Annotated in this window: 24 protein-coding genes; 17 read left to right on the forward strand and 7 right to left on the reverse strand. The window is 60.9% G+C overall.

What is annotated here, in order from left to right:
* Positions 1-42 precede the first annotated feature (42 nt).
* A complete protein-coding gene (locus ACJ8IM_RS10930) occupies positions 43-1,383 on the reverse strand; it encodes an MFS transporter (protein WP_033637149.1) in 1,341 nt (446 codons plus the stop codon).
* A 326-nt stretch (positions 1,384-1,709) separates the two neighbouring features.
* Here ACJ8IM_RS10930 and queE point away from each other — a divergent pair, with 326 nt between their 5' ends.
* Positions 1,710-2,381, forward strand: coding sequence for a 7-carboxy-7-deazaguanine synthase QueE (queE, locus tag ACJ8IM_RS10935; RefSeq protein ID WP_033652935.1), 672 nt, complete (start codon positions 1,710-1,712; stop codon positions 2,379-2,381).
* 29 nt (positions 2,382-2,410) lie between these two features.
* On the opposite strand, the gene queD is transcribed toward queE, so the two are convergent.
* Entirely contained in the window at positions 2,411-2,770 is a 360-nt protein-coding gene (gene queD / locus ACJ8IM_RS10940) for a 6-carboxytetrahydropterin synthase QueD (protein WP_004932638.1), read from the reverse strand.
* Positions 2,771-3,206: 436 nt separating this feature from the next.
* Here queD and cysJ point away from each other — a divergent pair, with 436 nt between their 5' ends.
* From cysJ to ACJ8IM_RS10955, 3 genes are all read left to right on the forward strand, one after another.
* Positions 3,207-5,009, forward strand: coding sequence for an NADPH-dependent assimilatory sulfite reductase flavoprotein subunit (gene cysJ / locus ACJ8IM_RS10945; RefSeq protein WP_033652936.1), 1,803 nt, complete (start codon positions 3,207-3,209; stop codon positions 5,007-5,009).
* Positions 5,009-6,724, forward strand: a complete 1,716-nt coding sequence (gene cysI, locus ACJ8IM_RS10950; protein WP_033652937.1) for an assimilatory sulfite reductase (NADPH) hemoprotein subunit — start codon at positions 5,009-5,011, stop codon at positions 6,722-6,724. The genes cysJ and cysI overlap by 1 nt, the downstream gene beginning before the upstream one ends.
* Before the next feature lie 62 nt (positions 6,725-6,786).
* Positions 6,787-7,521 (forward strand): phosphoadenylyl-sulfate reductase, encoded by a 735-nt coding sequence (locus ACJ8IM_RS10955; RefSeq protein WP_016929052.1) that lies wholly within the window; start codon positions 6,787-6,789, stop codon positions 7,519-7,521.
* A gap of 55 nt (positions 7,522-7,576) precedes the next feature.
* Here the strand turns inward: ACJ8IM_RS10955 and ACJ8IM_RS10960 are convergent, their stop codons facing one another.
* Complete coding sequence (locus tag ACJ8IM_RS10960) at positions 7,577-8,647, reverse strand: aminopeptidase (RefSeq protein ID WP_033649282.1); 1,071 nt, start codon at positions 8,645-8,647, stop codon at positions 7,577-7,579.
* 261 nt (positions 8,648-8,908) lie between these two features.
* On the opposite strand from ACJ8IM_RS10960, the gene cysG reads away from it, so the two are divergent.
* The 5 genes from cysG (at position 8,909) to ACJ8IM_RS10985 (ending at position 13,748) form a co-directional block, all read left to right on the forward strand.
* Entirely contained in the window at positions 8,909-10,339 is a 1,431-nt protein-coding gene (cysG, locus tag ACJ8IM_RS10965) for a siroheme synthase CysG (protein ID WP_033652938.1), read from the forward strand.
* 22 nt (positions 10,340-10,361) lie between these two features.
* The gene (gene cysD, locus ACJ8IM_RS10970; RefSeq protein ID WP_004932620.1) at positions 10,362-11,270 is read left to right on the forward strand and encodes a sulfate adenylyltransferase subunit CysD; all 909 of its coding nucleotides are present in this window, start codon (positions 10,362-10,364) and stop codon (positions 11,268-11,270) included.
* 11 nt (positions 11,271-11,281) lie between these two features.
* Positions 11,282-12,709, forward strand: coding sequence for a sulfate adenylyltransferase subunit CysN (cysN, locus tag ACJ8IM_RS10975; RefSeq protein ID WP_033652939.1), 1,428 nt, complete (start codon positions 11,282-11,284; stop codon positions 12,707-12,709).
* Positions 12,648-13,337: an adenylyl-sulfate kinase gene (gene cysC, locus ACJ8IM_RS10980; protein ID WP_080289883.1), complete on the forward strand. Its 690-nt coding sequence runs from the start codon at positions 12,648-12,650 to the stop codon at positions 13,335-13,337. The genes cysN and cysC overlap by 62 nt, the downstream gene beginning before the upstream one ends.
* A gap of 84 nt (positions 13,338-13,421) precedes the next feature.
* Positions 13,422-13,748, forward strand: a complete 327-nt coding sequence (locus ACJ8IM_RS10985; RefSeq protein ID WP_004932611.1) for a DUF3561 family protein — start codon at positions 13,422-13,424, stop codon at positions 13,746-13,748.
* Positions 13,749-13,800: 52 nt separating this feature from the next.
* On the opposite strand, the gene ACJ8IM_RS10990 is transcribed toward ACJ8IM_RS10985, so the two are convergent.
* The 3 genes from ACJ8IM_RS10990 to ACJ8IM_RS11000 all read right to left on the reverse strand — a co-directional run bounded on the left by ACJ8IM_RS10990 (position 13,801) and on the right by ACJ8IM_RS11000 (position 16,225).
* A complete protein-coding gene (locus ACJ8IM_RS10990; protein ID WP_033637159.1) occupies positions 13,801-14,523 on the reverse strand; it encodes an amino acid ABC transporter ATP-binding protein in 723 nt (240 codons plus the stop codon).
* The gene (locus tag ACJ8IM_RS10995; RefSeq protein ID WP_086556831.1) at positions 14,507-15,274 is read right to left on the reverse strand and encodes an amino acid ABC transporter permease; all 768 of its coding nucleotides are present in this window, start codon (positions 15,272-15,274) and stop codon (positions 14,507-14,509) included. The genes ACJ8IM_RS10990 and ACJ8IM_RS10995 overlap by 17 nt, the downstream gene beginning before the upstream one ends.
* A 180-nt stretch (positions 15,275-15,454) precedes the next feature.
* The gene (locus tag ACJ8IM_RS11000; protein ID WP_033637160.1) at positions 15,455-16,225 is read right to left on the reverse strand and encodes a basic amino acid ABC transporter substrate-binding protein; all 771 of its coding nucleotides are present in this window, start codon (positions 16,223-16,225) and stop codon (positions 15,455-15,457) included.
* 403 nt (positions 16,226-16,628) lie between these two features.
* Between ACJ8IM_RS11000 and ftsB the strand changes: the two genes are divergently transcribed.
* From ftsB to rpoS, 8 genes are all read left to right on the forward strand, one after another.
* Entirely contained in the window at positions 16,629-16,949 is a 321-nt protein-coding gene (gene ftsB, locus ACJ8IM_RS11005; RefSeq protein WP_016929043.1) for a cell division protein FtsB, read from the forward strand.
* Positions 16,950-16,952: 3 nt separating this feature from the next.
* Positions 16,953-17,660, forward strand: coding sequence for a 2-C-methyl-D-erythritol 4-phosphate cytidylyltransferase (gene ispD / locus ACJ8IM_RS11010; protein ID WP_033649254.1), 708 nt, complete (start codon positions 16,953-16,955; stop codon positions 17,658-17,660).
* A 10-nt stretch (positions 17,661-17,670) separates the two neighbouring features.
* On the forward strand, positions 17,671-18,144 hold the full coding sequence (ispF, locus tag ACJ8IM_RS11015) for a 2-C-methyl-D-erythritol 2,4-cyclodiphosphate synthase (protein WP_004932594.1): 474 nt from the start codon (positions 17,671-17,673) through the stop codon (positions 18,142-18,144).
* 4 nt (positions 18,145-18,148) lie between these two features.
* Positions 18,149-19,195 carry a tRNA pseudouridine(13) synthase TruD gene (gene truD, locus ACJ8IM_RS11020; protein ID WP_033649256.1) on the forward strand — a complete coding sequence of 349 codons (1,047 nt, stop codon included), beginning with the start codon at positions 18,149-18,151 and terminating at the stop codon, positions 19,193-19,195.
* Complete coding sequence (gene surE / locus ACJ8IM_RS11025; protein ID WP_033637163.1) at positions 19,176-19,937, forward strand: 5'/3'-nucleotidase SurE; 762 nt, start codon at positions 19,176-19,178, stop codon at positions 19,935-19,937. The genes truD and surE overlap by 20 nt, the downstream gene beginning before the upstream one ends.
* On the forward strand, positions 19,931-20,557 hold the full coding sequence (locus ACJ8IM_RS11030) for a protein-L-isoaspartate(D-aspartate) O-methyltransferase (RefSeq protein WP_033637164.1): 627 nt from the start codon (positions 19,931-19,933) through the stop codon (positions 20,555-20,557). The genes surE and ACJ8IM_RS11030 overlap by 7 nt, the downstream gene beginning before the upstream one ends.
* Positions 20,558-20,882: 325 nt before the next feature.
* Positions 20,883-21,881 carry a murein hydrolase activator NlpD gene (nlpD, locus tag ACJ8IM_RS11035; protein WP_033652940.1) on the forward strand — a complete coding sequence of 333 codons (999 nt, stop codon included), beginning with the start codon at positions 20,883-20,885 and terminating at the stop codon, positions 21,879-21,881.
* Between the two features lie 54 nt (positions 21,882-21,935).
* Positions 21,936-22,934, forward strand: coding sequence for an RNA polymerase sigma factor RpoS (gene rpoS / locus ACJ8IM_RS11040; protein WP_004932578.1), 999 nt, complete (start codon positions 21,936-21,938; stop codon positions 22,932-22,934).
* A 79-nt stretch (positions 22,935-23,013) separates the two neighbouring features.
* Here the strand turns inward: rpoS and mutS are convergent, their stop codons facing one another.
* Positions 23,014-25,569, reverse strand: a complete 2,556-nt coding sequence (gene mutS, locus ACJ8IM_RS11045) for a DNA mismatch repair protein MutS (RefSeq protein ID WP_033652988.1) — start codon at positions 25,567-25,569, stop codon at positions 23,014-23,016.
* Positions 25,570-25,789: the final 220 nt, after the last annotated feature.

Raw genomic sequence — 25,789 nt, forward strand, 5'->3', positions numbered from 1 at the left:
CCGCAGGGAAAAAGCCCGCCGTCGGTGGCGGGCTTGCCAGGGTCAGGCCGCCGGTTGTAGCGTCGGTTTGCGGCTCATTTTGCATACCGTGGCGATGGCGGCGATCAGCGCCGGCACGCACAGGAACATCAGGATGCTCTGCACCTCCCACTGCATCGCCAGCAGTTGGGCGCCCATCATGGTGCCGGCGACGCCGCCGAAGCGGCCGATGCCCTGCATCCAGGCGATGCCGGTGGCACGGCTGTGGGTGGGGTAGAAGGTGGCCGCCAGCGTTTGCAGCCCGGACTGCGCGCCGTTCATGGTGACGCCCATCAGGAAGATGAAGGCGCCCAGCAGCACGATGTGTTTGTCCTCGGTCGCCATCGCCACGATCAGCAGGGCAGTGGCGACAAAGCCGCTCGAGACCACCTTATGCGCGTTCCAGCGATCCATCAGCCAGCCGGCCACCAGGATGCCAAGCGTGCCGCCGAAGGTGAACAGCGAGGTGAGCATCGCCGATTGCTCCAGCTGGTAACCCAGCCCCTGCATCAGGATCGGCATCCAACTCAGCAACACGTAGTAGATTACCAGCCCCATAAAGTAGGTCAGCCACAGCATCAGCGTGCCGAGCAGGTAAGGGCGGCTGAACAGCAGGCCGACGCTGGTCTTGGTGTGCGTAAGCTTCTCTTCGTACAGGTAAAAACGCGTCACGCCATCCAGGCTCTGGCTGACGAAGCGCTGTGCGATGCGCTTGATCTTCGCCGCATCCTGCCCGCGGTTGACCATGTATTTGACTGATTCCGGCAGCAGCAGGATCAGCAAAACCGTCAACGCCAGCGGCGCAATGGCGCCGAGCAGCAGCACGCTGTGCCAGCCGTAGCTCGGGATCAGCCACGATGAAATGGCGCCGCCGCCGGCCGCGCCCAGCGGAAAACCGCAATACATGGTGTTGATCGCCAGCGAACGGCAGCGCTGCGGCGCGTATTCGGAGATCAGCGTGATGGCGTTGGGCATCGCCGCTCCCAGCCCGAGGCCGGTGAGGAAACGCCACAGCGTCAGGCTATTGAGCGAGCCGGCGTAGGCGGTGGCCAGGCTCGACAGGCCGAAGAACAGACAGGAAAACACCAGCACGCGCTTGCGGCCGATGCGATCGGAGATTGGCCCGGCGATCAGCGCGCCGAGCGACAGCCCCAGCAGCGCGGCGCTCAGCACCGGCCCCAGATCCTGTTTGACGATGCCCCAGTCTTTGGCGACCGAGGGGGCGATATAGCCCATGGCGGCGGTATCGAAACCGTCGATGGCGAGGATCAGGAATCCGAGAATGATCAGGGTCCAGTGAAACAGCGAAAACTTGCTGTCGTCGATGGCCTGCTGAATGTTCAACTCGCTGGTGGAATGAGTCATGGCACCCTCTAAACGCAGATGTAGTCGTGATGGATGGAACGTGGCCGAAACTGACGCTCGGCTTGTGTTTGCTTGTATATACATCTGCGCGTCGGCGCTTTATGTCAAATATATTTATCTTATGCGTTAAATAAATGTTGTTTTTGCGAAGCAGGTTACACCGTGAATGAAAGGCCAAAGCCCGACTCACAAATTAAATGAACGCCGTGGGTGGTGAGATATGCTGGCGGCGGCGCGGAGAATAAAATTTAATACAATGTTGGCCGTTTGGTCGCCGGGCCGGAATCTGCGATAATCGCTTTTTACTTTTCCAGATTGAGAAACCGATGCAGTACCCGATCAATGAGATGTTCCAAACCTTGCAGGGCGAAGGCTTTTTCACCGGCGTGCCGGCCATTTTTATCCGCTTGCAGGGCTGCCCGGTAGGGTGCAGTTGGTGCGATACCAAACATACCTGGGAAAAGGAAGCCAATCGGGAAGTCGACCTGCAACGGATCCTGGTCAAAACAGAGGAAAGCGACGCCTGGGGCAATGCCGGCGCCGAGCAGCTGTTGGCGGTGATGCGCCAACAAGGTTACACCGCGCGCCATGTGGTGATCACCGGCGGCGAACCCTGCATCTACGATCTGACACCGCTGACCGAGCTGTTCGAACAGCATGGCTACGGCTGCCAGATTGAGACCAGCGGCACCCACGAGGTGCGCTGTTCCGCCAACACCTGGGTGACGGTTTCGCCGAAGGTGAATATGCGCGGCGGCATGAAGGTGCTGGATCAGGCGCTGCGGCGCGCCGACGAGGTGAAGCATCCGGTGGCGCGCGAGCGCGACATCGAGGCGCTGGACGCGCTGCTGGCGACGCTGCAGGACGACAAGGCGCGCATTATCGCGCTGCAGCCGATCAGCCAGAAAGAAGAGGCGACCCGCCTGTGCATCGAAACCTGCATCGCGCGCAACTGGCGGCTGTCGATGCAGACCCACAAGTATCTGAACATCGCCTAAAATCAGGGCGCCCTTGGGCGCCCTTTCTTTTAACCTTTATATACGCATCCCGCAGTACAGGTCTCTTTCACCATCACCGCAGTCAGTTCCGGCAACTGGGGCTTGAGCTGCTGCCAAATCCAGGCGGCGAGCACTTCGCTGGTGGGATTTTCCAATCCTGGAATATCGTTCAGATAATGGTGATCCAGCCGCTCCCAGATCGGGGAAAACACAGCCTTGAGCTCGGCGAAATCCATCACCCAACCGGTGTGGGGATCCACTTCACCGGTCACTTCCAGACGCACCATAAACGAATGCCCATGCAGACGGCCGCACTTATGGCCCTCCGGCACGTGGGGCAAACGGTGTGCGGCTTCAAACTGAAAATCTTTAAACAGCGTGGTTGCCATTATTACGGCCTCATTGACTCAAAAACCGCCGCATAGTACCGGAAAGCGCGTCTGCTTGCCATTTATACCGTTATGGTCTAGCGCCGCGATAACCGCGCCCGGTTAACACTTTTTTTGTTTGGTGTTTGCGGCACCTATCGGCTGGGGTAATGAGCCGAAATGTTGAACGGTGAAAAAACGATGAAAAAAAGCGCTTTAATTTCATCTGGATAAAAAACTTTGTTTAACGGTTTAAGCGTTATCCCTTACCGGAAAAACAGCTTAGTCATTTTGGTTATGATTTATTGCTATCCCTTATTTAATCGTTGCTATTCTGCTCGGTAACCTTACAAACTCTCCTGATCTTTTCCGCACACCCGACGCAGCGAAGAGACAGCGACTGACACTGGCGCGCGCCTGGCAGGAAAGGCGCTAAGTATAGGAAATAAGTACAGCAATGACGACTCAGGCTCCTCCAACATCTTTGCTCCCGCTGACGCCCGAACAGCTGGCGCGCTTGCAGGCGACGATCGGCGACTATTCGCCGACGCAGCTGGCGTGGCTGTCCGGCTATTTTTGGGGCATGGTCAATCAACAGCCCGGAGCCGTGGCCATTGCGCCTGTCGCCCCTGCGGCTGCCGCCGGCATCACCATCATTTCCGCTTCGCAGACCGGCAATGCGCGCCGCCTGGCGGAGCAGCTGCGCGACGATCTGCTGGCCGCCAATCTGAGCGCCACGCTGATCAGCGCCGGCGACTACAAGTTCAAGCAGATAGCTCAAGAGCGCCTGCTGGTGATCGTCGCCTCTACGCAGGGGGAAGGCGAGCCGGCGGAAGAAGCGGTGGCGCTGCATAAATTCCTGTTCTCGAAGAAGGCGCCGAAGCTGAATGACACCGCTTTTGCGGTGTTCGGGCTGGGCGACACCTCTTATGAGAATTTCTGCCAGTCTGGTAAGGATTTCGACGGCAAGCTGGCCGAGCTGGGCGCCGAGCGCCTGGTGGAGCGTGTGGACGCCGACGTGGAGTACCAGGAACTGGCCGCCGCCTGGCGCAAGCAGGTGGTGTCGGTGCTGAAGGCGCGCGCGCCGGCGGAAAGCGCCGCACCGGGCGTGTTGGCCAGCGGCGCGGTCGATCTGATCGACAGCAGCCCGTACAGCAAGGAACAACCACTTACCGCCCAGCTGGCGGTCAATCAGAAAATTACCGGCCGCGCGTCGGATAAAGACGTGCGCCATATCGAGATCGATCTGGGCGACTCCGGCCTGCGCTATCAGCCGGGCGATGCGCTCGGCGTATGGTTCGACAACGATCCGGCGCTGGTGGACGAACTGGTGCAGCTGTTGTGGCTGAAAGGCGACGAGCCGGTCGAGGTGGAAGGGCAAACCCTGCCGCTGGCGCAGGCGCTGCGCAGCCATTTCGAGCTGACGCAGAACACCACGCCGATCGTCGATAAATACGCCGCGCTGTCGCGCGACGAAACGCTGATCGGCCTGTTGGCGGATAAAGCTGCGCTGCAGCAGTACGCGCACAACACGCCGATCGTCGACATGGTGCGTCAGGCGCCGGCGGATCTGAGCGCCGAACAGCTGGTCGGCCTGCTGCGCCCGCTGACGCCGCGTCTGTACTCCATCGCCTCTTCGCAGGCGGAGAACGAAAGCGAAGTCCACATCACCGTGGGCGTGGTGCGTTACGACATCGACGGGCGCGCCCGCAGCGGCGGCGCCTCCGGCTTCCTGGCGGATCGCCTGGAGGAAGACGGCGACGTGCGGGTGTTTATCGAACACAACGACAACTTCCGCCTGCCGGCCAACCCGGAAACGCCGGTGATCATGATTGGCCCGGGCACCGGCATCGCGCCGTTCCGCGCCTTTATGCAGCAGCGCGACGCCGACGGCGCCAGCGGCAAAAACTGGCTGTTCTTCGGCAACCCGCACTTCACCGAAGATTTCCTGTATCAGGTCGAATGGCAGCGCTACGTGAAAGACGGCCTGCTGACCCGCATCGATCTGGCCTGGTCCCGCGACCAGCAACATAAAATATACGTACAAGACAAACTGCGCGAACAGGGCGCGGAAGTGTGGCGCTGGATTCAGGAAGGCGCGCACATTTACGTCTGCGGCGATGCCAATCGCATGGCGAAAGACGTGGAAAACACATTACTGGAACTGGTGGCCGAGCACGGTGGCATGGATACCGAGCAGGCGGATGAATTTTTAAGTGAGCTGCGCCTTGAGCGCCGTTATCAGCGAGATGTTTACTGATGAGTGATAAACACCCCGGGCCTTTGGTAGTCGAAGGCAAACTGGCCGATGCGGAGCGCATGAAGAAGGAGAGCAACTTCCTGCGCGGCACCATCGCCGAAGATTTGAACGACGGCCTGACCGGCGGCTTCAACGGCGACAACTTCCTGCTGATCCGTTTTCACGGCATGTACCAGCAGGATGACCGCGATATTCGCGCCGAACGCGCCGAGCAGAAGCTGGAGCCGCGCCACGCCATGATGCTGCGCTGCCGCCTGCCGGGCGGCATCATCAGCCCGCAGCAGTGGCTGGGCATCGACAAGTTCGCGCAGGAGAGCACGCTGTACGGCAGCATTCGCATCACCAACCGCCAGACGTTCCAGTTTCACGGCATTCTGAAAGGCAACGTCAAACCGGTGCACCAGCTGCTGAACCGTCTGGGGCTGGACGCGTTGGCGACCGCCAACGACGTTAACCGCAACGTGCTGTGCACCTCCAACCCGGTGGAGTCCGAGCTGCATCAGGAAGCCTACGAGTGGGCGAAGAAGATCTCCGAACACCTGCTGCCGCGCACCCGCGCCTACGCTGAGGTGTGGCTGGATCAGGAGAAGGTGGCCACCACCGACGAAGAGCCGATTCTGGGGCCGACCTACCTGCCGCGCAAATTCAAAACCACGGTGGTGATCCCGCCGCAGAACGACGTCGATCTGCACGCCAACGACATGAACTTCGTGGCGATCGCCGAAAACGGCAAGCTGGTAGGCTTCAACCTGCTGGTGGGCGGCGGGCTGTCCATCGAACACGGCAACAAGAAAACCTACGCGCGCCAGGCCAGCGAATTCGGCTACATTCCGCTCGAGCATACGCTGGCGGTGGCGGAAGCGGTGGTGACCACGCAGCGCGACTGGGGCAACCGCACCGATCGCAAGAACGCCAAAACCAAATACACGCTGGAGCGCGTCGGGGTGGACGTTTTCCGCGCCGAAGTGGAAAAGCGCGCCGGCATCACCTTCGCGCCGATCCGGCCGTATGAATTCACCGGCCGTGGCGATCGCATCGGTTGGGTGAAGGGCATCGACGATCAATGGCACCTGACGCTGTTTATCGAGAACGGCCGCCTGCTGGACTATCCGGGGCGCCCGCTGAAGACCGGCATGGCGGAGATCGCCAAGATCCATAAAGGCGACTTCCGTCTGACGGCGAACCAAAACGTGATCATCGCCGGCGTGCCGGCAAGCGAGAAGGCGAAGATCGAAGCCCTGGCGCGCGATCATGGCCTGATCGACGACGAGATCAGTGAGCAACGCAAGAACTCGATGGCCTGCGTATCGTTCCCGACCTGCCCGTTGGCGATGGCGGAGGCCGAGCGCTTCCTGCCGCAGTTCGTCACCAAGGTGGAAGGGATCATGCATCGGCACGGGGTGGGTGACGAGCATATCGTGCTGCGCATCACCGGCTGCCCAAACGGCTGCGGCCGCGCGCTGTTGGCGGAGCTGGGGCTGGTGGGCAAGGCGGTCGGCCGCTATAACCTGCATTTGGGCGGCAACCGCGAAGGCACGCGCATTCCGCGCATGTACCGCGAGAACATCAACGAAGACGAGATCCTGAGCGAGATCGACCTGTTGGTGGGGCGCTGGGCGAAGGAGCGCAACGCCGGCGAAGGCTTCGGCGACTTCACCATCCGCGCGGGCATCGTCAAACCGGTGCTGGATCCGGCGCGAGATTTCTGGGAGTGAGGCCGGGCGGCCCCTGGGGCAGAGGGGCCGCACAGGTAATTTCAAGTAGCAGGAGAGACAACATGGCTGAATTCGATCTGGCGGCGCTGAACGCGTTGCCCAAATCCGGGCAGGCGCTGGCATTGGCGGTGGTCAACGGCCAACTGGAGACCCTCAGCGCCGAACAGCGCGTTGCATGGGCGCTGGAGCATCTGCCCGGCGAGTTCGTACTCTCGTCCAGTTTCGGCATTCAGGCGGCGGTATGCCTGCACCTGGTGACGCGCATCCGGCCGGATATCCCGGTGATCCTGACCGACACCGGTTACCTGTTCCCGGAAACCTACCGCTTTATCGATCAACTGACCGACCAGCTGAAGCTGAATCTGCAGGTGTTCCGCGCCGAACAGTCTCCCGCCTGGCAAGAGGCGCGCTACGGCAAACTGTGGGAGCAGGGCGTGGAAGGGATTGAGAAGTACAACCAGATCAACAAGGTCGAGCCGATGAACCGCGCGCTGGAGACGCTGGGGGCGCAGAGCTGGTTCGCCGGCCTGCGGCGCGAGCAGTCCGGCAGCCGCGCCAATCTGCCGGTGCTGGCGGTGCAGCGCGGGGTGTTCAAGATCCTGCCGATCATCGACTGGGACAACCGCAAGATTTACCAGTACCTGACCGAACATGGGCTGAGCTATCACCCGCTGTGGGAGCAGGGCTACCTGTCGGTAGGCGATACCCACACCACCCAGAAGTGGGAGCCGGGCATGAGCGAGGAAGAGACGCGTTTCTTCGGCCTGAAGCGCGAGTGCGGCCTGCACGAAGGCTAAACGGCGCGATCAACATGACGGGGCTCAGCAGTGCTGGGCCCTGTTTTTTTGCGGACTACTTTTTCTTCTGTGCTTTCGGCGGGTGCGCCTGCGCCAGCTCTTTGATCAGCGGCAGCAGGATCTGCACGCTTTCGCGGCTGCGTTTGTCGATCCGCCCCGGCAGATAGCGATCCAGATACTGCAGGTTGTCATACTGCGGGCGGTGCCAGGTGATGCCCTGCGGGAAGTGCGGGCTGACGGCGCGCTGCTGGTAGCCGTCCTTGTCGCCCAGCGACCAGTTGGTGGCCTCCACTGACAGCACCGGGATGCCTGCGGCGTCGAACACCTCTTGATCGGAGCAGCAGCCGGTGCCCTTCGGATGCTGGGCGCTACCCGGATTGCTGGCGGCGGCGATGCCGTAGCGGTGGGCGATATCCAGCGCGCGATCGCGGGAGCGTTTCGCCATTTGCGGCGGCGTGTTGCGCCCGGCGTTGAAGTACAGACGATCGCCGGTGATCAGGCTGTCGAGGTTGATCACCAGCACGGTGTTGCTTTTCTCTTCCGCGCTCATGCGTTGCAGGTAGTTTTGTGCGCCCAGCGAGCCGATCTCTTCGGCACTGGTGGCGACGAAGCGCAGGCCGTAGGCGGTGGGGATGCTTTTCAGGCGCTCCGCCAGTTCCAGCATCACGCCGATGCCGGAGGCGTTGTCGTCGACGCCCTGCAGCGTCAGGCCGCCGAGGTTGTTATCCAGGTCTTCGTCGCTCTGCGGCGTGTAGGTGTCGAAGTGGGCGACAATCACTATTTGTTTCGGGCTGTCGCCGTTGCGGGCGGCGATCACCGAGCTGGCGGTGACGTTGTTCCAATTCTTCTTGCCGTCTTTGCTGGTGTAGAGATAGCGCGTGTTGACGCTGCGAATATCGCTTTGATAACCCATCTTGCTGAACTGCTGCTTCAGGTAGTCGGCGGTGAGCAATTCGGCCGGGCTGCCCGCCATGCGGCCGGGGAAGTAAGTGGCGATGTGGCGGGTCTGTTCGGCGGCGAAACGGCCCATTGGCGCGTCTTTTGCGGGCTGTGCGGCACAAACGCTGAAGACGCCGCCGAGTGCGAGGGCCAGCAGGCTGGTCTTCAGGTAAAAACGGGAAAACATACCGAAAAATCCTTCTTTGCTATCGGCGCTGCCGATCATTTTTCTTCGGCACCCAGTATGAGACGCCGGGCGGCATTACACAATTTCCCCGTCTCTTAATTTTCGCGCGAATGCGCAAACCGTCGCCGCAGTTATCACCGTTTGCCTCTGGCGTTGCGGCCTATATTCCATAAAGGAACTAATCATTCCTTTTCGTCATTTCAGAGGCTAAATCTCAGCCCGTATAGTCACACTATCTTTCTGTTATATGAAAAGGCTGTTGTGGACTATCTACCAATATTTGCCGACCTGAAACAACGTCCGGTGCTGGTCGTTGGCGGCGGTGACGTGGCTGCGCGCAAAGTCGATCTGCTTCAGCGCGCCGGGGCTGAAATACGGATAGTTGCGCAGTCGCTCTCACCGGAACTGGAACAACAACGTCAGCAAGGGCAACTGCTCTGGCTGGGGAAAACCTTTGACCCGCAACAGCTGGACGAGGTGTTTCTGGCGATCGCCGCCACGGACGACAACGCGCTGAATGCCGCGGTGTTCGCCGAGGCGGATAAACGCCGGGTGTTGGCCAACGTGGTGGACGATCAGCCGCGCTGTTCGTTCATCTTCCCGTCGATCATCGATCGCTCGCCGCTGGTGGTGGCGGTGTCGTCCAGCGGCCAGGCTCCGGTGCTGGCGCGGTTGCTGCGCGAAAAGCTGGAGGCGTTGCTGCCCGCCAGTTTGGGGCAGATGGCGCAGGTGGCGGGCCGCTGGCGCGGCCAGGCCAAACAGCGGCTGGCCTCGATCGGCGAACGTCGTCGTTTCTGGGAGAAAGCCTTCGGCGGCCGTTTCGCCACGCTGGTGGCCAACGGCCAGACGGCGCAGGCGGAGCGGCAGCTGGAGCAGGATTTGCAAAGCTTCGCCGCAGGCGATGAAGGCGTGCAGGGCGAGATAGCCCTGGTGGGCGCCGGGCCGGGCGACGTGGGGCTGTTGACCCTGCGCGGGCTGCAGGTGATGCAGCAGGCGGACGTGGTGCTGTATGACCACCTGGTCAGCGGCGAGATCCTCGATCTGGTGCGCCGCGACGCCGAGCGCATCTGCGTGGGCAAACGCGCCGGCGCGCACTCGGTGATCCAGGAAGAGACCAACCGGCTGCTGGTGGAGCTGGCGCAGCAGGGCAAACGCGTGGTGCGCCTGAAGGGCGGGGATCCGTTCATCTTTGGCCGCGGCGGCGAAGAGCTGCAGGTGGCCGCCGCCGCCGGCATTCCGTTTCAGGTGGTGCCGGGCGTCACGGCCGCCGCGGGGGCGACCGCCTACGCCGGCATTCCGCTGACGCACCGCGACCACGCGCAGAGCGTGACCTTTATCACCGGCCACTGCCGCCCCGACGGCGATGGCCTGGACTGGGCCGATCTGGCCCGGGCGCGGCAGACGCTGGCTATCTACATGGGCACCATGAAGGCGGCGGACATCAGCCAACGCCTGATCGCCCACGGCCGCGCTGCCGATACGCCGGTGGCGGTGATCAGCCGCGGCACGCGCGCCGATCAGCAGGTGCAGATCGGCACGCTGGATCAACTGGAACATCTGGCCCAACGGGCGCCGCTGCCGGCGCTGCTGGTGATTGGCGAAGTGGTGGAACTGCACCATCAAATCGCCTGGTTCGGGCATCAATCGCAGACGGAAGGGGCCGCGCGCCCGGCCGTCGTGAATTTGGCATAGGCAAGGCTTTTAAGGATCTGTTATGGACGAAAAACGACTCACTCATTTGCGGCAATTGGAGGCGGAGAGTATCCATATCATCCGTGAAGTCGCCGCTGAATTCGCCAACCCGGTGATGCTGTATTCCATCGGTAAAGACTCTTCCGTGATGCTGCATCTGGCGCGCAAGGCGTTCTTCCCCGGCACGTTGCCGTTCCCGCTGCTGCACGTCGATACCGGCTGGAAGTTCCGCGAAATGTACGAATTCCGCGATCGCACCGCGAAGGAGTACGGCTTCGAGCTGCTGGTGCATAAAAACCCGGAAGGGGTGGCGATGGGCATCAACCCGTTTGTGCACGGCAGCGCCAAGCATACCGACATCATGAAGACCGAGGGCCTGAAGCAGGCGTTGAACAAGTATGGTTTCGACGCCGCCTTCGGCGGTGCGCGGCGCGACGAGGAGAAATCGCGCGCCAAAGAGCGCATCTATTCGTTCCGCGATCGCTTCCACCGCTGGGATCCGAAAAACCAGCGGCCGGAGCTGTGGCACAACTACAACGGCCAGATCAACAAAGGGGAGAGCATCCGCGTCTTCCCGCTGTCGAACTGGACCGAGCTGGATATCTGGCAGTACATCTTCCTGGAAAAGATCGACATCGTGCCGCTGTACCTGGCGAAACCTCGCCCGGTGGTGGAGCGCGACGGCATGCTGATGATGGTGGACGACGATCGCATCGATCTGCAGCCGGGTGAAGTGATCAGCCAGCGCATGGTGCGTTTCCGCACCCTGGGGTGCTGGCCGCTGACCGGCGCGGTGGACTCGCAGGCGCAAACCCTGCCGGAGATCATCGAAGAGATGCTGGTCTCCACCACCAGTGAACGCCAGGGGCGGATGATCGATCGCGATCAGTCCGGTTCGATGGAGCTGAAAAAGCGTCAAGGGTATTTCTAAGGAGCCGCCGGATGAACAACGCAATCGCACAACAAATCGCCGACCAGGGCGGCGTCGAATCCTATCTGCACGCGCAGCAGCACAAGAGCCTGCTGCGCTTTCTGACCTGCGGCAGCGTCGATGACGGCAAAAGCACCCTGATTGGCCGCCTGCTGCACGATACCCGCCAGATCTACGAGGATCAGCTGTCGACGCTGCACAGCGACAGCAAACGCATCGGCACCCAGGGCGAGAAGCTCGATCTGGCGCTGCTGGTGGACGGCCTGCAGGCCGAGCGCGAGCAGGGCATCACCATCGACGTGGCCTATCGCTATTTCTCGACCGAAAAACGCAAATTTATCATCGCCGATACCCCGGGGCATGAGCAGTACACCCGCAACATGGCCACCGGTGCCTCCACCTGCGATCTGGCGATCCTGTTGATCGACGCGCGCAAAGGGGTATTGGACCAGACTCGCCGCCACAGCTTTATCGCGACCCTGCTGGGCATTCGCCATCTGGTGGTGGCGGTGAACAAGATGGATCTGGTGGACTACCAGGAAGCGGTGTTCGAGCAGTTCAAACAGGATTACCTGACCTTCGCCCAGCAGCTGCCAGGCGATCTGGACATCAAATTCGTGCCGCTGTCGGCGCTGGACGGCGACAACGTGGCGAGCGAAAGCGCCCATATGCCGTGGTACAGCGGCCCGACGCTGCTGGAAGTGCTGGAGAGCGTGGACGTGGTCAGCGAGCGAGAAAACCAGCCGCTGCGCTTCCCGGTGCAGTACGTCAACCGCCCGAACCTCGATTTTCGCGGCTATGCCGGCACGCTGTCCGCCGGCGTGGTGCGGGTGGGGCAACGGGTCAAGGTGCTGCCTTCCGGCGTGGAGTCCAGCGTGGCGCGCATCGTGACCTTCGACGGCGATCTGCAAGAGGCGGTGCCGGGCGAGGCGATTACGCTGGTGCTGAAGGATGAGGTGGACATCAGCCGCGGCGATCTGCTGGTCGACGCCGGCGAAAGCCTGCAGGCGGCGCAGAGCGCGCTGGTGGACGTGGTATGGATGGCCGAGCAGCCGCTGGTGCCGGGCCAGAGCTACGACATCAAGATCGCCGGTAAAAAGACCCGCGCCCGCGTGGAGAGTATCCGCCATCAGGTGGAGATCAATACGCTGGCGCAGCACCCGGCAGACACGTTGCCGCTTAACGGCATCGGCCTGGTGGAGCTGACCTTCGACGAGCCGCTGGTGCTGGACAGCTATCAGAGCAATCACGACACCGGCGGGCTGATCTTCATCGATCGCATGAGCAACGTCACGGTGGGCGCCGGTCTGGTGCGTGAAACGCTGCAGGCCGCATCGGCGGCGCGCGGCGAGTTCAGCGCTTTCGAGCTGGAGTTGAATGCGCTGGTGCGCAAGCACTTCCCGCACTGGGGCGCACGCGATCTGCTCGGTGGCCGATAAGGTGGCCGCTGAACTGAAGGCGACCGGGCCGGACGATGAGAACGTGGTTTGGCATCCGCACGCGGTGACGCGCGCGGATCGCGAAGCGCGCAATGGCCATCGCGGCGCGGTGCTGTGGTTTACCGGGCTGTCCGGCTCGGGCAAATCCACCGTCGCCGGCGCGCTGGAGCAGGCTCTGCACGGGCTCGGCGTCAGCACCTATCTGCTGGACGGCGATAACGTGCGCCACGGCCTGTGCCGCGATCTCGGCTTCTCGGACGAAGATCGGCGCGAGAACATCCGCCGGGTGGGGGAAGTGGCCAAACTGATGGTGGATGCCGGGCTGGTGGTGCTGACCGCGTTCATTTCGCCGCACCGCGCCGAGCGGCAGATGGTGCGCGAAATGCTCGGCGACGATCGCTTTATCGAAGTGTTCGTCGACACGCCGCTGGCGATCTGCGAGGCGCGCGATCCGAAGGGATTGTATAAAAAAGCGCGCGCCGGCGAGCTGCGCAACTTCACCGGCATCGACGCGGTTTACGAGGCGCCGCAGCAGCCGGAAATCCACCTCGATGGCCAACAATTGGTAACAAATTTGATTGCGCAATTGTTAGACGTGTTGCGTGGTCAGGCTATTATCAAACCCTGAATTCAAAAAAAGCGTGTGGCGTTTTTCGCCATGCGCTTTTTACTCTAAGCCGCCGCAGAGCGAGCCGAATAACCAGGGATCACTATGCAAAATGTCACGCCTATCTTGATCGACTCCAAGCAGTCAAAACAGGAGAGAGAGGAGCCTTCTTATTCTTTCCTGGGCGGCGTCAGCGGCTTTGTTTTCTACTGGCTGGCGTTCGCGTTGCCGTTTCTGGTTTACGGTTCCAACACGCTGTTTTTCCTGCTCTATACCTGGCCGTTCTTCCTGGCGCTGATGCCGCTGTCGGTGCTGATCGGCATCACCCTCAGCATGCTGTTGCGCGGTCGTCTGATCCTGACGCTGCTGCTGACCGGCGCCATCGTGCTGTGCCTGTTCTGGCTGGTGTTCAGCTTCCTGACCGGGTGGTAAGAGAGCGGGCGCCGATGCCGGCGCCCGAAGGATTGCAAAGCGGTGCCGAAGGTTACAAAACTTTGCTCAGAAACGCCTGAGTGCGCGGATTGGCCGGATGGCTGAAGATCTGCTGCGGCGTACCTTCCTCCTGAATGATCCCCTGATCGATAAACAGCACCCGATCGGCCACCTCGCGGGCAAAGCCCATTTCATGCGTTACCACCACCATGGTCATGCCCTCGTGGGCCAGGGACTTCATCACCGCCAACACTTCGCCCACCAGCTCCGGATCGAGCGCGGAGGTGGGTTCGTCGAACAGCATGATCTTCGGCTCCATCGCCAGCGCGCGGGCGATGGCCACCCGCTGCTGTTGGCCGCCGGACAGGCTGTTGGGGTAGGCGTCTATCTTGTCGAGCAGGCCGACCTTGCGCAGCAGCTGTTCGGCTTGCGCGATGGCTTCGGCGCGCGGCCGTTTCTTCACGCTCACCGGCGCCATGATGATGTTTTCCAACACCGTCATGTGCGGGAACAGGTTGAAGCGCTGGAACACCATGCCCACGCTTTCACGCATCTTGTTCAGGTCGGTTTTCTGATCGTGGACGGCGAAGCCGTTGACCTCGATCTCGCCGCCGGAGAGCGTTTCCAGCGCGTTGATGCAGCGCAGGAAGGTGCTCTTCCCGGAGCCGGAAGGGCCGATGACGCATACCACTTCGTTGGCGGCGATCCGGCAGGAAATGCCGCGCAGCACGTGGCTCTCGCCGAACTGTTTTTGCAGGTTATGTACGCGAATCACTTTTACCGAACCTCTTTTCCATGTGTTGCACCAGCAGCGAGAGCAGGAAGGTGATGACCCAATAGACCAGCGAAATGGTCAGGTAGGGCTCCCAGTAGGTGGCGTAGGCACCGGAGACGGTGCGGGCGGCATAGGCCAGATCCGCCAGGCCGATGGCGGAGGCCAGCGACGAATCCTTGACGATGGCGATGGCGTTGTTGCCCAGCGGCGGCAGCATGCGGCGGAAGGCCTGCGGCAGGATCACCTGGCGCATGGTCTTGCCGTAGCTCATGCCCAGCGAACGCGAAGCTTCCATTTGGCCGCGGTCGATAGACTGGATCCCGGCGCGGAAGATTTCCGACACATAGGCGCCGGCGTTGAGCGTGATCGCCACCACGCAGGAGAGAAAGGCGCCGTAGTCGGCGCGCAGCGCGCGGGCGAAATCGACGCTCATCAGGCCGCTGGTGACCAGCAGGCCGTCGCGCGGGTTGATGAACAGCGGCACCAGCGCGAAGTGCACGACCATGATTTGTACGAACAGCGGCGTGCCGCGAAAGGCGCTGATGTAGATGCGCACCGGCCACTGAACGCCGTAATGCAGTATGGGTTTCCAGATGCCGTGCGGCGCCTGCGCCAAACGGCCCAGCCCGAGGATCAATCCCCAGGTGGTGCCCAGCAGCACGCAGATAATGGTGCATTTGATGGTCATCCAGGCGCCTTCCATAAACAGCGGCGCGTATTCCTGGATAATCTCCCAGCGGAAGTTCAAGATCAGATCCTTATTTAAGCGTGTTAAGGCTACTGCGCGTTGTCATCTTGGGATTGGGCAGTGCTCGCCATCCTCATGGACTGCGTGTCCACTCCGGTGGCTGTGCGCTGGCCGCACCCAATCTGACTTAGCTCGCTACGCCTGTTTATTTGCTGGCCGACTGCGCTGAGGCGCGCCAGTTGATTATTCCGCCGGCAGCGTCGGTACGTTGCTGTCGAACCAGGTTTGGTAGATCTTGGCGTAGGTGCCGTCGGCGACGATCTTCTTCAGGCCGGCGTTAATCTTGTTACGCAGTTCGTCGTTGCCTTTGGCGACGGCGATGCCGAAATACTGGCGCTCGAACTTGGCGTCGGACACCAGCTTGAAGGCCTTCTCAGGGTGGGTTTTGATATAGAACTTGGCCACGCCGACGTCGCCGACCGCCGCGCCGATGCCGTCTTCATACAGCTCCTGCAGCATCAGCGGCGTATTGTCGAAGCGCTTGATGGCGGTGCTGTTTTTGCCCAGCACATCGGACACCACGATGTCGCCGGTGCTGGAGTTCACCACGCCGACCTTCAGCGCTTTCAGCGCGGCGATGGAATCGACCGTCGAGTCTTGCGGCACGACGATGGCCTGTTCGGCCGGGAAATAAGGCGCAGAGAAATCAACCATTTGCTTGCGCTTGTCGGTGATGGTGATGCCGGAAATGATGATATCGCGATCGCCGGAATTCAGCGTGGCGAAGATCCCTTCCCACGGCGTATTGATCAGTTTGATTTGGAAGCCTTCGGCCTTGGCCACCGCTTTGATGATGTCGATGTCGAACCCTTCCAGCTGTTTTTGGCTGTTTTCAAATTCGAACGGCCGATAGGTGCCGCCGGAGCCGACGACGTAGGTAGGTTCAGCCGCCAACGCGGCGGTGGAGAAGGTGGCGGCCAGGCAGGCGCCGATCAGAACTAAACGTTTTAACATCGCGATCCCCGATAATGAAAGGTTATACATTGGAATTATTTATGCACTAGTAGTGCATAAAAATAAGCTTCAATGAATGAAAGTGCAACCACTGCATGAGGATTATTCTTTCTATGGTGGTAAATATTCATTTTTTGCATTGCTGTGGCGTAAGCGATGGGCCGGTAAGCGGCGGTGCAGTGATTCTTGCTGCATAATGGAGGAAGGGCAGTGTGTCTCTCATCGGAAAACGCGCCGCGCGCGTCGGGTAAAAGGGGCTTTTTTTGCCGCTTTCGCCGCGGATTTGGGTTATAAACTCGGGAACCCTTCATCCGTATTCTGAATTTGGCGTTGAAATGCCGCTCTCAGTGTGGAGTCCAACGAGAAGTTGTGGGATGATTGGTCGGTTTTTCAGGGGGCGGAGATGGGAAAACTTACGCTGCTATTGCTGGCATTGCTCGGTTGGTTACAGTATTCACTGTGGCTGGGCAAAAATGGTATTCACGATTACGTGCGGGTCAATGAAGACGTTGCGGTCCAGCAGGGCAACAACGCCAAGTTGAAAGCGCGTAACGATCAGCTGTTTGCCGAAATCGACGATTTGAACGGCGGACAGGAAGCGATCGAAGAGCGTGCGCGTAATGAGCTGGGCATGATCAAGCCCGGTGAGACTTTCTATCGTCTGGTTCCTGACCAATCCAGACGCAACGCGGCGTCTTCCTCGCAAAACAACGCACAAAAATAACGCATGAATCACTCCGCAGGCACCTTTCCCTCGGTGATTGCCGTCCTGCCCGCTGCCGGTATCGGCAGCCGCATGCAGGCGGAATGCCCGAAGCAATATTTAACTATCGGCCGGCATAGTATCGTCGAACACGCCATCCATGCCCTGTTGCGCCACCCGCGCATCGAGCGGGTGATCGTGGCGATCGGCCCCGAAGATCGCCAGTTCGAACAGTTGCCGATCGCCCAGGATCCGCGGGTGATCGTCACCGAGGGCGGCAAGCAGCGCGCGGATTCGGTGATGGCCGGGCTGAATCTGGCGGGCGATGCGGACTGGGTGCTGGTGCACGACGCCGCGCGCCCCTGCCTGCACGCCGACGATCTCGAGCGCCTGCTGGCGATTACCGCACACAGCAAGGTCGGCGGCATTCTCGCCGCGCCGGTGCGCGACACCATGAAACGCGCCGAACCCGGCCGCGAAACCATCGCCCATACCGTCGATCGGCAGGATCTGTGGCACGCGCTGACGCCGCAGCTGTTTCCGCTGCCGTTGCTCAAGCAGTGCCTGCAGCGCGCGCTGGATGAAGGCGCGAACGTCACCGACGAAGCCTCGGCGCTGGAGCATTGCGGTTATCATCCGCTGCTGATCGCCGGCCGGGCGGACAACATTAAAGTAACGCGGCCGGAGGATTTGGCGCTGGCGGCGTTCTATTTGACTCAGTTAGACAATTAAGGAGCGCATCATGCGTATCGGTCACGGTTTTGACGTACATAAATTCGGCGGCGAAGGCCCGTTGGTGATCGGCGGTGTTCGCATCCCTTACGACAAAGGTTTGCTGGCCCACTCCGACGGTGACGTCGCGCTGCACGCCGCGACCGATGCCCTGCTGGGCGCGGCGGCGCTGGGCGATATCGGCAAGCTGTTCCCCGATACCGATCCGGCGTTCAAAGGCGCCGACAGCCGCGAACTGCTGCGCGAAGCCTGGAAACGCATTCGCGCCAAGGGATACCGCCTCGGTAACCTCGATATCACCATTATCGCCCAGGCGCCGAAAATGGCGCCGCACATCCCGCAGATGCGCGTTTTCCTGGCGGAAGATCTGCAGTGCCATATGGATGACGTCAACGTGAAGGCCACTACCACCGAGCAGCTCGGCTTCACCGGGCGCGGTGAGGGCATCGCCTGCGAAGCGGTTGCCTTGCTGATCAAGGAATAACCGCATGGATATGGCGAATCTGACCTGGCTGCATGGCCGGCCGCAGAGCACCGGGGTGTTGAAAGCCAATCCGGAAGATTTCGTGGTGGTGGAAGATCTGGGCTTTGCACCGGACGGTGAAGGCGAGCACGTGCTGGTGAACATCCGCAAAAACGGCTGCAATACCCAGTTCGTGGCCGACTATCTGGCGCGCTTCGCCGGTATTCACGCCCGTTCCGTCAGCTATGCCGGCTTGAAGGATCGCCACGCGGTGACCGAACAGTGGTTCTGCCTGCATATGCCGGGCAAGGACACGCCGGATTTCTCCCGGTTTGCGCTGGAAGGCTGCGAGGTGCTCTCGTATGCCCGCCACCTGCGTAAAATGCGCATCGGCAACCTGAAGGGCAACCACTTTACGCTGGTGCTGCGCCAGATTTCAGATCGTCAGGACGTTGAGCGCCGTCTGCAGGCCATCGCCGCGCAGGGCGTGCCGAACTACTTCGGCAGCCAGCGTTTCGGCCGTGGCGGCAACAACCTGGTGATGGCGCGCCGCTGGGCGAATGATGAAATTCGCGTCAAAGAGCGCAGCAAGCGCAGTTTTTACCTCTCTGCCAGCCGCAGCGCGCTGTTTAATCTGGTCGCGAGCAGGCGCCTGGCGGACGGCCTGCAGCGCACCGTGCTGGAAGGTGACGCCCTGCAGCTGAGCGGCCGCGGCAGCTGGTTTGTCGCCAAAGCCGATGAGCTGGAGACGTTGCAACAGCGCTTGGATGCCGGTGAGCTGGTTGTCACCGCGACGTTGCCGGGCGACGGCGAGCCGGGCACCGCCGGCAGCGCGTTGGCATTTGAACAACAATGCTTGGCGGAGCAGCCGGAATTGCTTACGCTTTTAAAGCGCGAGCGTGTCGACCCCGCTCGTCGGGCCCTGCTGCTGCAGCCGCAAAATATGCGGTGGAGCTGGTGGGATGACGTTACCGTGGAACTGCGCTTCTGGCTGCCGGCAGGCAGCTTCGCCACCAGCGTGGTTCGCGAGATCATGCAGCAGGATGACAGCGATGCGGATATTGCTGAGTAACGATGACGGCGTCAGCGCTCCGGGCATTCAGGTGCTGGCGGCGGCACTGCGGGAATTCGCCGAAGTGCAGGTTGTGGCGCCGGATCGTAACCGCAGCGGCTCTTCCAATGCCTTAACGCTGGAGTCGCCGCTGCGCACGCAGACGCTGGCCAACGGGGATATTGCGGTGCTGCAGGGGACGCCGACCGACTGCGTTTACCTTGGCGTCAACGCCTTGATGCGCCCGGCGCCCGATATCGTGGTCTCCGGCATCAACGCCGGGCCGAATTTAGGCGACGACGTCATCTATTCCGGCACCGTCGCGGCGGCGATGGAGGGCCGGCACCTGGGGCTGCCGGCGTTGGCGGTGTCGCTGAACGGCCACCGGCACTACGCGACCGCCGCCGTCATTACCTGCCGCATCCTGCGCGCGCTGCAGCGCGAACCGTTGCGAACCGGAAAAATCCTGAATATCAACGTACCGGATCTGCCGCTGGCGGAGATCAAAGGCCTGCGCGTGACCCGCTGCGGCAGCCGCCATCCAGCCGACAAGGTCTTCTGCCAGCAGGATCCGCGCGGACAAAATATCTACTGGATCGGGCCGCCTGGTGATAAATTTGATGCCGGGCCGGATACCGACTTTGCGGCGGTGGAACAAGGCTATGTGGCGATAACGCCGCTGCAGGTGGATTTAACCGCCTACGCGGCGCAAGAAGTCGTGAAAACATGGTTAACCAAAGCAGAGGTTAGCGGGGAATGGTGAACAAGCGCATGCAAACATTGCTGACGCAGCTGCGGCAGCAGGGGATCCGGGACGAAAAGCTGCTGCGGGCGATCGAGGCGGTGCCGCGCGAGCGTTTTGTCGACGAAGCGCTGGATCATAAGGCCTACGAAAACACCGCATTGCCGATCGGCTCCGGCCAGACCATTTCCCAGCCTTATATGGTGGCGCGGATGACCGAACTGCTGAATCTGACGCCCACCTCGCGGGTGCTGGAGATCGGCACCGGTTCCGGCTATCAGACCGCCATTCTGGCGCATCTGGTGCAACACGTTTGTTCCGTCGAACGCATCAAGGGGTTGCAGTGGCAGGCCAAGCGCCGCCTGAAGCAGCTCGATCTCCACAATGTTTCCACCCGCCACGGCGATGGCTGGCAGGGCTGGGCGTCGCGCGGCCCGTTCGATGCGATCATCGTCACTGCCGCGCCGCCGGAGATCCCGCAGGCGCTGGTGGAACAGTTGGACGACGGCGGTATTCTGGTGTTGCCGGTGGGGGAGCAGGCTCAAACTCTCAAACGCATTCAGCGTCATGGCAACGAGTTCGTTGTCGATGCGGTAGAAGCGGTGCGCTTTGTGCCGCTGGTGAAAGGCGAATTGGCCTAGCGATCGTCTGATTTTTCGACCGTCGGCAAAATCTGTTGCACTTTCATCATGCCCGGATAAGGTTTTCTCGTTCCAATCAGGTTAATTTTCACTAGAATTGGCCTTTCTACGTAGTTGTCTTATGGTGCGGCAACGCCAATCTGGTTAGCATTGGCGCGCGTTTTGATGCTCCGGCGCGAGATGACCTGGCATTCAGGGATCGGCCGGCGGCGCCTTTACATCGCAGAAACTGGGAAGTGGCAAAAGCTCGGCTACGATGTAAAGGGTATTTTGGATATATCACTGATATTGCTGTCATGGGGGAAGCATGAGCACGGGAAGCCCAATGATTACGTTACGCCGGGTTGCGGTGTGTACGATGGTAAGTTTGTGGTTGGCGGGTTGTACGAACAATGCCTCAACGTCGGCCCCTATCAGCAGCGTGGGGGGCGGCGGCGCCGTTCCATCCGGCAATAATAATGGCGGGGCGCAGCAGGCCAGCCCAGAGGGCCGCATTGTCTATAACCGCAGTTATAACGCCATTCCTAAAGGGAGTTACAGCGGCGGCGAAACTTATACGGTCAAGCGCGGCGACACGCTGTTTTATATTGCCTGGATCACCGGCAACGATTTCCGCGACCTGGCGCAGCGCAACAATATTCCCGAGCCATACAGCCTGAATGTTGGCCAAACCATTCAGCTTGGTAATGGTTCCGCCAACGGCGGCGGCGGTATGTTGGCGACGACTGACGCGACCCAAGGCGGCGTTCCGAAGCCACCTTCCACCTCCCAGATCCAGACGGCAACGGTTGATTCTCAATCAACTAACGCGTATTCTGAAAACTCGGGTAAACAGAATGTAGGTAAGATGTTACCTGCAGCAGGGGCCGCAGCGGTTGGGACCGCGGCTGCGCCTGTTACCGCGCCGGAAGCCGCTCCACCAGTGAGCAGCACCGTCAGCAACAGCGCTCCGGTCAGTACCTGGAGATGGCCGACTGACGGTAAGGTTATTGATAACTTTTCCTCATCAGAAGGTGGGAATAAGGGTGTCGATATCGCCGGTTCCCGTGGGCAGCCGATCTTCGCTACCGCCGATGGCCGCGTAGTGTATGCAGGCAACGCTTTACGGGGTTACGGTAATCTAATCATCATCAAACATAATGATGATTACCTGAGCGCCTACGCTCATAACGACACAATGCTGGTCCGGGAACAACAAGAAGTGAAGGCGGGTCAAAAAATAGCTACCATGGGTAGCACCGGTACCAGTTCAGTACGTTTGCATTTTGAAATTCGTTACAAGGGGAAATCCGTAAACCCGCTGCGTTATCTTCCGCAGCGATAGATTGGGCAGAATACGCTGAGATTCTGCTCGCGGTATCACGGGTAGGAGCAGCATATGAGCCAAAATACGCTGAAAGTTAACGAGTTACATGATGATGCGGATTTCGACGAGAATGGAGCTGAGGCCGAGTCGTTTGATGAAAAAGCGCTGGTAGAAGAAGAGACCAGCGAGAACGATTTAGCGGAAGAAGAGCTGTTGTCTCAAGGCGTTACGCAACGCGTATTGGATGCGACGCAGCTCTATCTGGGTGAGATCGGTTATTCACCTCTGCTGACCGCAGAGGAAGAAGTCTATTTTGCGCGGCGTGCTCTGCGCGGTGACGTGCCGTCCCGCCGCCGCATGATTGAAAGCAACCTGCGGCTGGTGGTGAAAATCGCCCGCCGCTACAGCAACCGCGGTCTGGCGCTGCTGGATCTGATCGAAGAGGGTAACCTCGGTCTGATTCGCGCAGTGGAAAAATTCGACCCGGAACGCGGTTTCCGCTTCTCCACTTACGCAACCTGGTGGATCCGTCAGACGATTGAACGGGCGATCATGAACCAAACCCGTACCATTCGTTTGCCTATCCATATCGTCAAAGAACTGAATGTCTATCTGCGCACCGCGCGCGAGCTTTCCCACAAGCTGGATCATGAACCGAGCGCTGAAGAGATTGCCGAGCAACTCGACAAGCCGGTGGATGACGTCAGCCGCATGCTGCGTCTGAATGAGCGCATCACCTCGGTGGATACGCCGCTGGGAGGGGATTCGGAGAAAGCGCTGCTGGACATTCTGGCCGACGAGAAGGACAACGGGCCTGAAGACACCACGCAAGACGACGATATGAAGCAAAGCATCGTCAAATGGCTGTTCGAACTGAACGCCAAACAGCGTGAAGTGTTGGCGCGTCGTTTCGGCCTGCTGGGCTATGAAGCGGCGACGCTGGAAGACGTAGGCCGGGAGATTGGCCTGACGCGCGAGCGCGTCCGTCAGATTCAGGTTGAAGGTCTGCGCCGTCTGCGTGAGATTCTGCAGATGCAGGGCCTGAGCATTGAGGCGCTGTTCCGCGAATAACGCCGGTTGTTGAACCGCATCAAATAAAAACGGTGAGCGTCAGGCTCACCGTTTTTTTATGCCCGCGTTTGGCGCCAGACTACACCATATTTTTCAGCCGGTAGATCCATTCCAGCGCCTGGCGCGGCGACAGGGAATCCGGATCCAGCGCTTCCAGGGCTTCAACCGCCGGCGAGGTTTCTTCCTGCAGCAGCGTCATCTGGGTGGCATCGACGCTGCCCGAGGCGGTGTGGCTGGAGATAGACTCCAGCTCGCGCAGCTTCTGGCGGGCGCGCTTGATGACGTCGCGCGGTACGCCGGCCAATGCGGCGACCGCCAGGCCATAGCTTTTGCTGGCGGCACCGTCCTGCACGCTGTGCATGAAGGCGATGGTATCGCCATGTTCGAGCGCGTCCAGATGCACGTTGACCACGCCTTCCATTTTCTCCGGCAGGGTCGTCAGCTCGAAGTAGTGGGTGGCGAACAGCGTCATCGCCTTGATGCGGTTGGCCAGGTTCTCGGCGCAGGCCCAGGCCAGCGACAGGCCGTCGTAGGTGGAGGTGCCGCGGCCGATTTCATCCATCAACACCAGGCTATGCTCGGTGGCGTTGTGCAGGATGTTGGCGGTTTCGGTCATCTCCACCATGAAGGTGGAGCGGCCGGAAGCCAGATCGTCCGCCGCGCCGACGCGGGTGAAGATGCGATCCACCGGGCCGATGGTGGCCTTGGTGGCCGGCACGTAACTGCCGATGTGCGCCATCAGCACGATCAGCGCCGTTTGCCGCATATAAGTGCTTTTACCGCCCATGTTCGGGCCGGTAATGATCAGCATACGGCGCTGTGGCGACAGGGTGAGCGGGTTGGAGATAAACGGCTCGCTCAGCACCTGCTCCACCACCGGGTGACGGCCTTCGGTAATGCGGATCCCCGGCTGCTCGCTCATGGTCGGGCAAGCGTAGTTCAGGGTATCGGCGCGCTCGGCCAGGTTGGCCAGCACGTCCAGTTCGGCCAGTGCGGCGGCGCTTTGCTGCAGTTCCGCCAGGTGTGGCAGCAACAGATCGAACAACTCGTCGTACAGGCTTTTCTCGATCGCCAGCGCTTTGCCCTTGGAGGTGAGCACTTTGTCTTCGTACTCTTTCAATTCCGGGATGATGTAGCGCTCGGCGTTTTTCAGCGTCTGACGGCGCACATAGTGGATCGGCACCAGGTGGCTTTGGCCGCGGCTGACCTGAATGTAGTAGCCGTGTACGCCGTTGAAGCCGACCTTGAGCGTATCCAGCCCCAGCTTTTCACGCTCGCGGATCTCCAGCCGATCGAGGTAATCGCTGGCGCCGTCGGCCAGTGCGCGCCACTCGTCCAGCTCGCTGTTGTAACCGGGGGCGATCACGCCGCCGTCGCGCACCAGCACCGGCGGGGATTCAATGACCGCGCGTTCCAGCAGCTCGCGCAGCTCGTCGAACTGCCCTACCTGCGACAGCAGCTGCTGCACGTGTGGCGTTTCCACATCTTGCAGCAGCGCGCGGATGTCCGGCAGTTGCTGGAAAGCATGACGCATGCGCGCCAGATCGCGCGGCCGGGCGGTGCGCAGCGCCAGACGCGCCAAAATTCGCTCCTGATCGCCCACCTGACGCAGCGAAGGCTGCAGATCGGTGAACAGCTCCTGCAATGCGCCGATCGCCTGTTGGCGGGCAGTGAGAACCTTGATATCGCGGGTCGGCATGTGCAGCCAGCGTTTCAGCATGCGGCTGCCCATCGGCGTGACCGTGCGATCGAGGATCGCCGCCAGCGTGTTGTCGCTGCCGCCGGACAGGCTCTGCGTCAGTTCCAGGTTGCGGCGGGTGGCGGCGTCCATGATGATGCCGTCCTGCTGGCGCTCCATGGTGATGCCGCGAATGTGCGGCAGCGAAGTGCGCTGGGTATCTTTGACGTACTGCAGCAGGCAGCCGGCGGCGCGCAGCGCCTGGTGCGCCTGTTCGACGCCGAAACCGGTCAAATCGCGGGTGCCGAACTGCAGGTTGAGCTGCTGACGCGCGGTCTCAAGCTCGAATTCCCACAGCGGGCGGCGGCGCAGGCCGTGGCGCTGTTCGATCAGCGCCATTTGTTCGAAGGTTTCCGGGTAGAGCAGCTCGGCCGGATTGGTGCGCTGCAGCTCGGCGGCCATGGTTTCCAGATCCTGCGGCTCGGCGACGCGAAAGCGGCCGGAGCTCACGTCCAGCGTGGCGTAGCCGAAGCCGCGCGCGTCCTGCCAGATCGCCGCCAGCAGGTTGTCCTGGCGCTCTTGCAGCAGCGCTTCGTCGGTGATGGTGCCGGGCGTGACGATACGTACCACTTTGCGCTCGACCGGCCCTTTACTGGTGGCCGGATCGCCGATCTGCTCGCAGATGGCGACGGACTCGCCGAGCTGCACCAGCTTGGCCAGGTAGTTCTCTACCGCGTGGTGCGGCACGCCGGCCATCGGGATCGGTTCACCCGCCGAGGCGCCGCGTTTGGTCAGCGAGATATCCAGCAGCTGGGAAGCGCGCTTGGCGTCGTCGTAAAACAGCTCGTAGAAGTCGCCCATGCGGTAGAACAGCAGGATTTCAGGATGCTGGGCCTTGAGGCGCAGGTACTGCTGCATCATCGGCGTATGCGAATCGAGTTTATCGGTGCTATTCATGCGATTATTTTTCCAATCCATTGAATGTAAAGGGAACTGTGATTTTCATTGTCGTCATTCGCTATCACATTGTTTCAGCAGGCGCCGCCCCATTCAGCGCTTGGCGGGCGGCGCAAATCAAATCATCAAAACGCCAAACGGCGCGCTCAAACCCGAGGTTTGCACAGACGCTTATACTAGCCCAGCGGGCAATCGGCTGTCACAGGTAAAAATGGGAAGC

The organism is Serratia sp. CY33525, assembly GCF_052169115.1.
Taxonomy (GTDB): Bacteria; Pseudomonadota; Gammaproteobacteria; order Enterobacterales; family Enterobacteriaceae; genus Serratia; species Serratia sarumanii.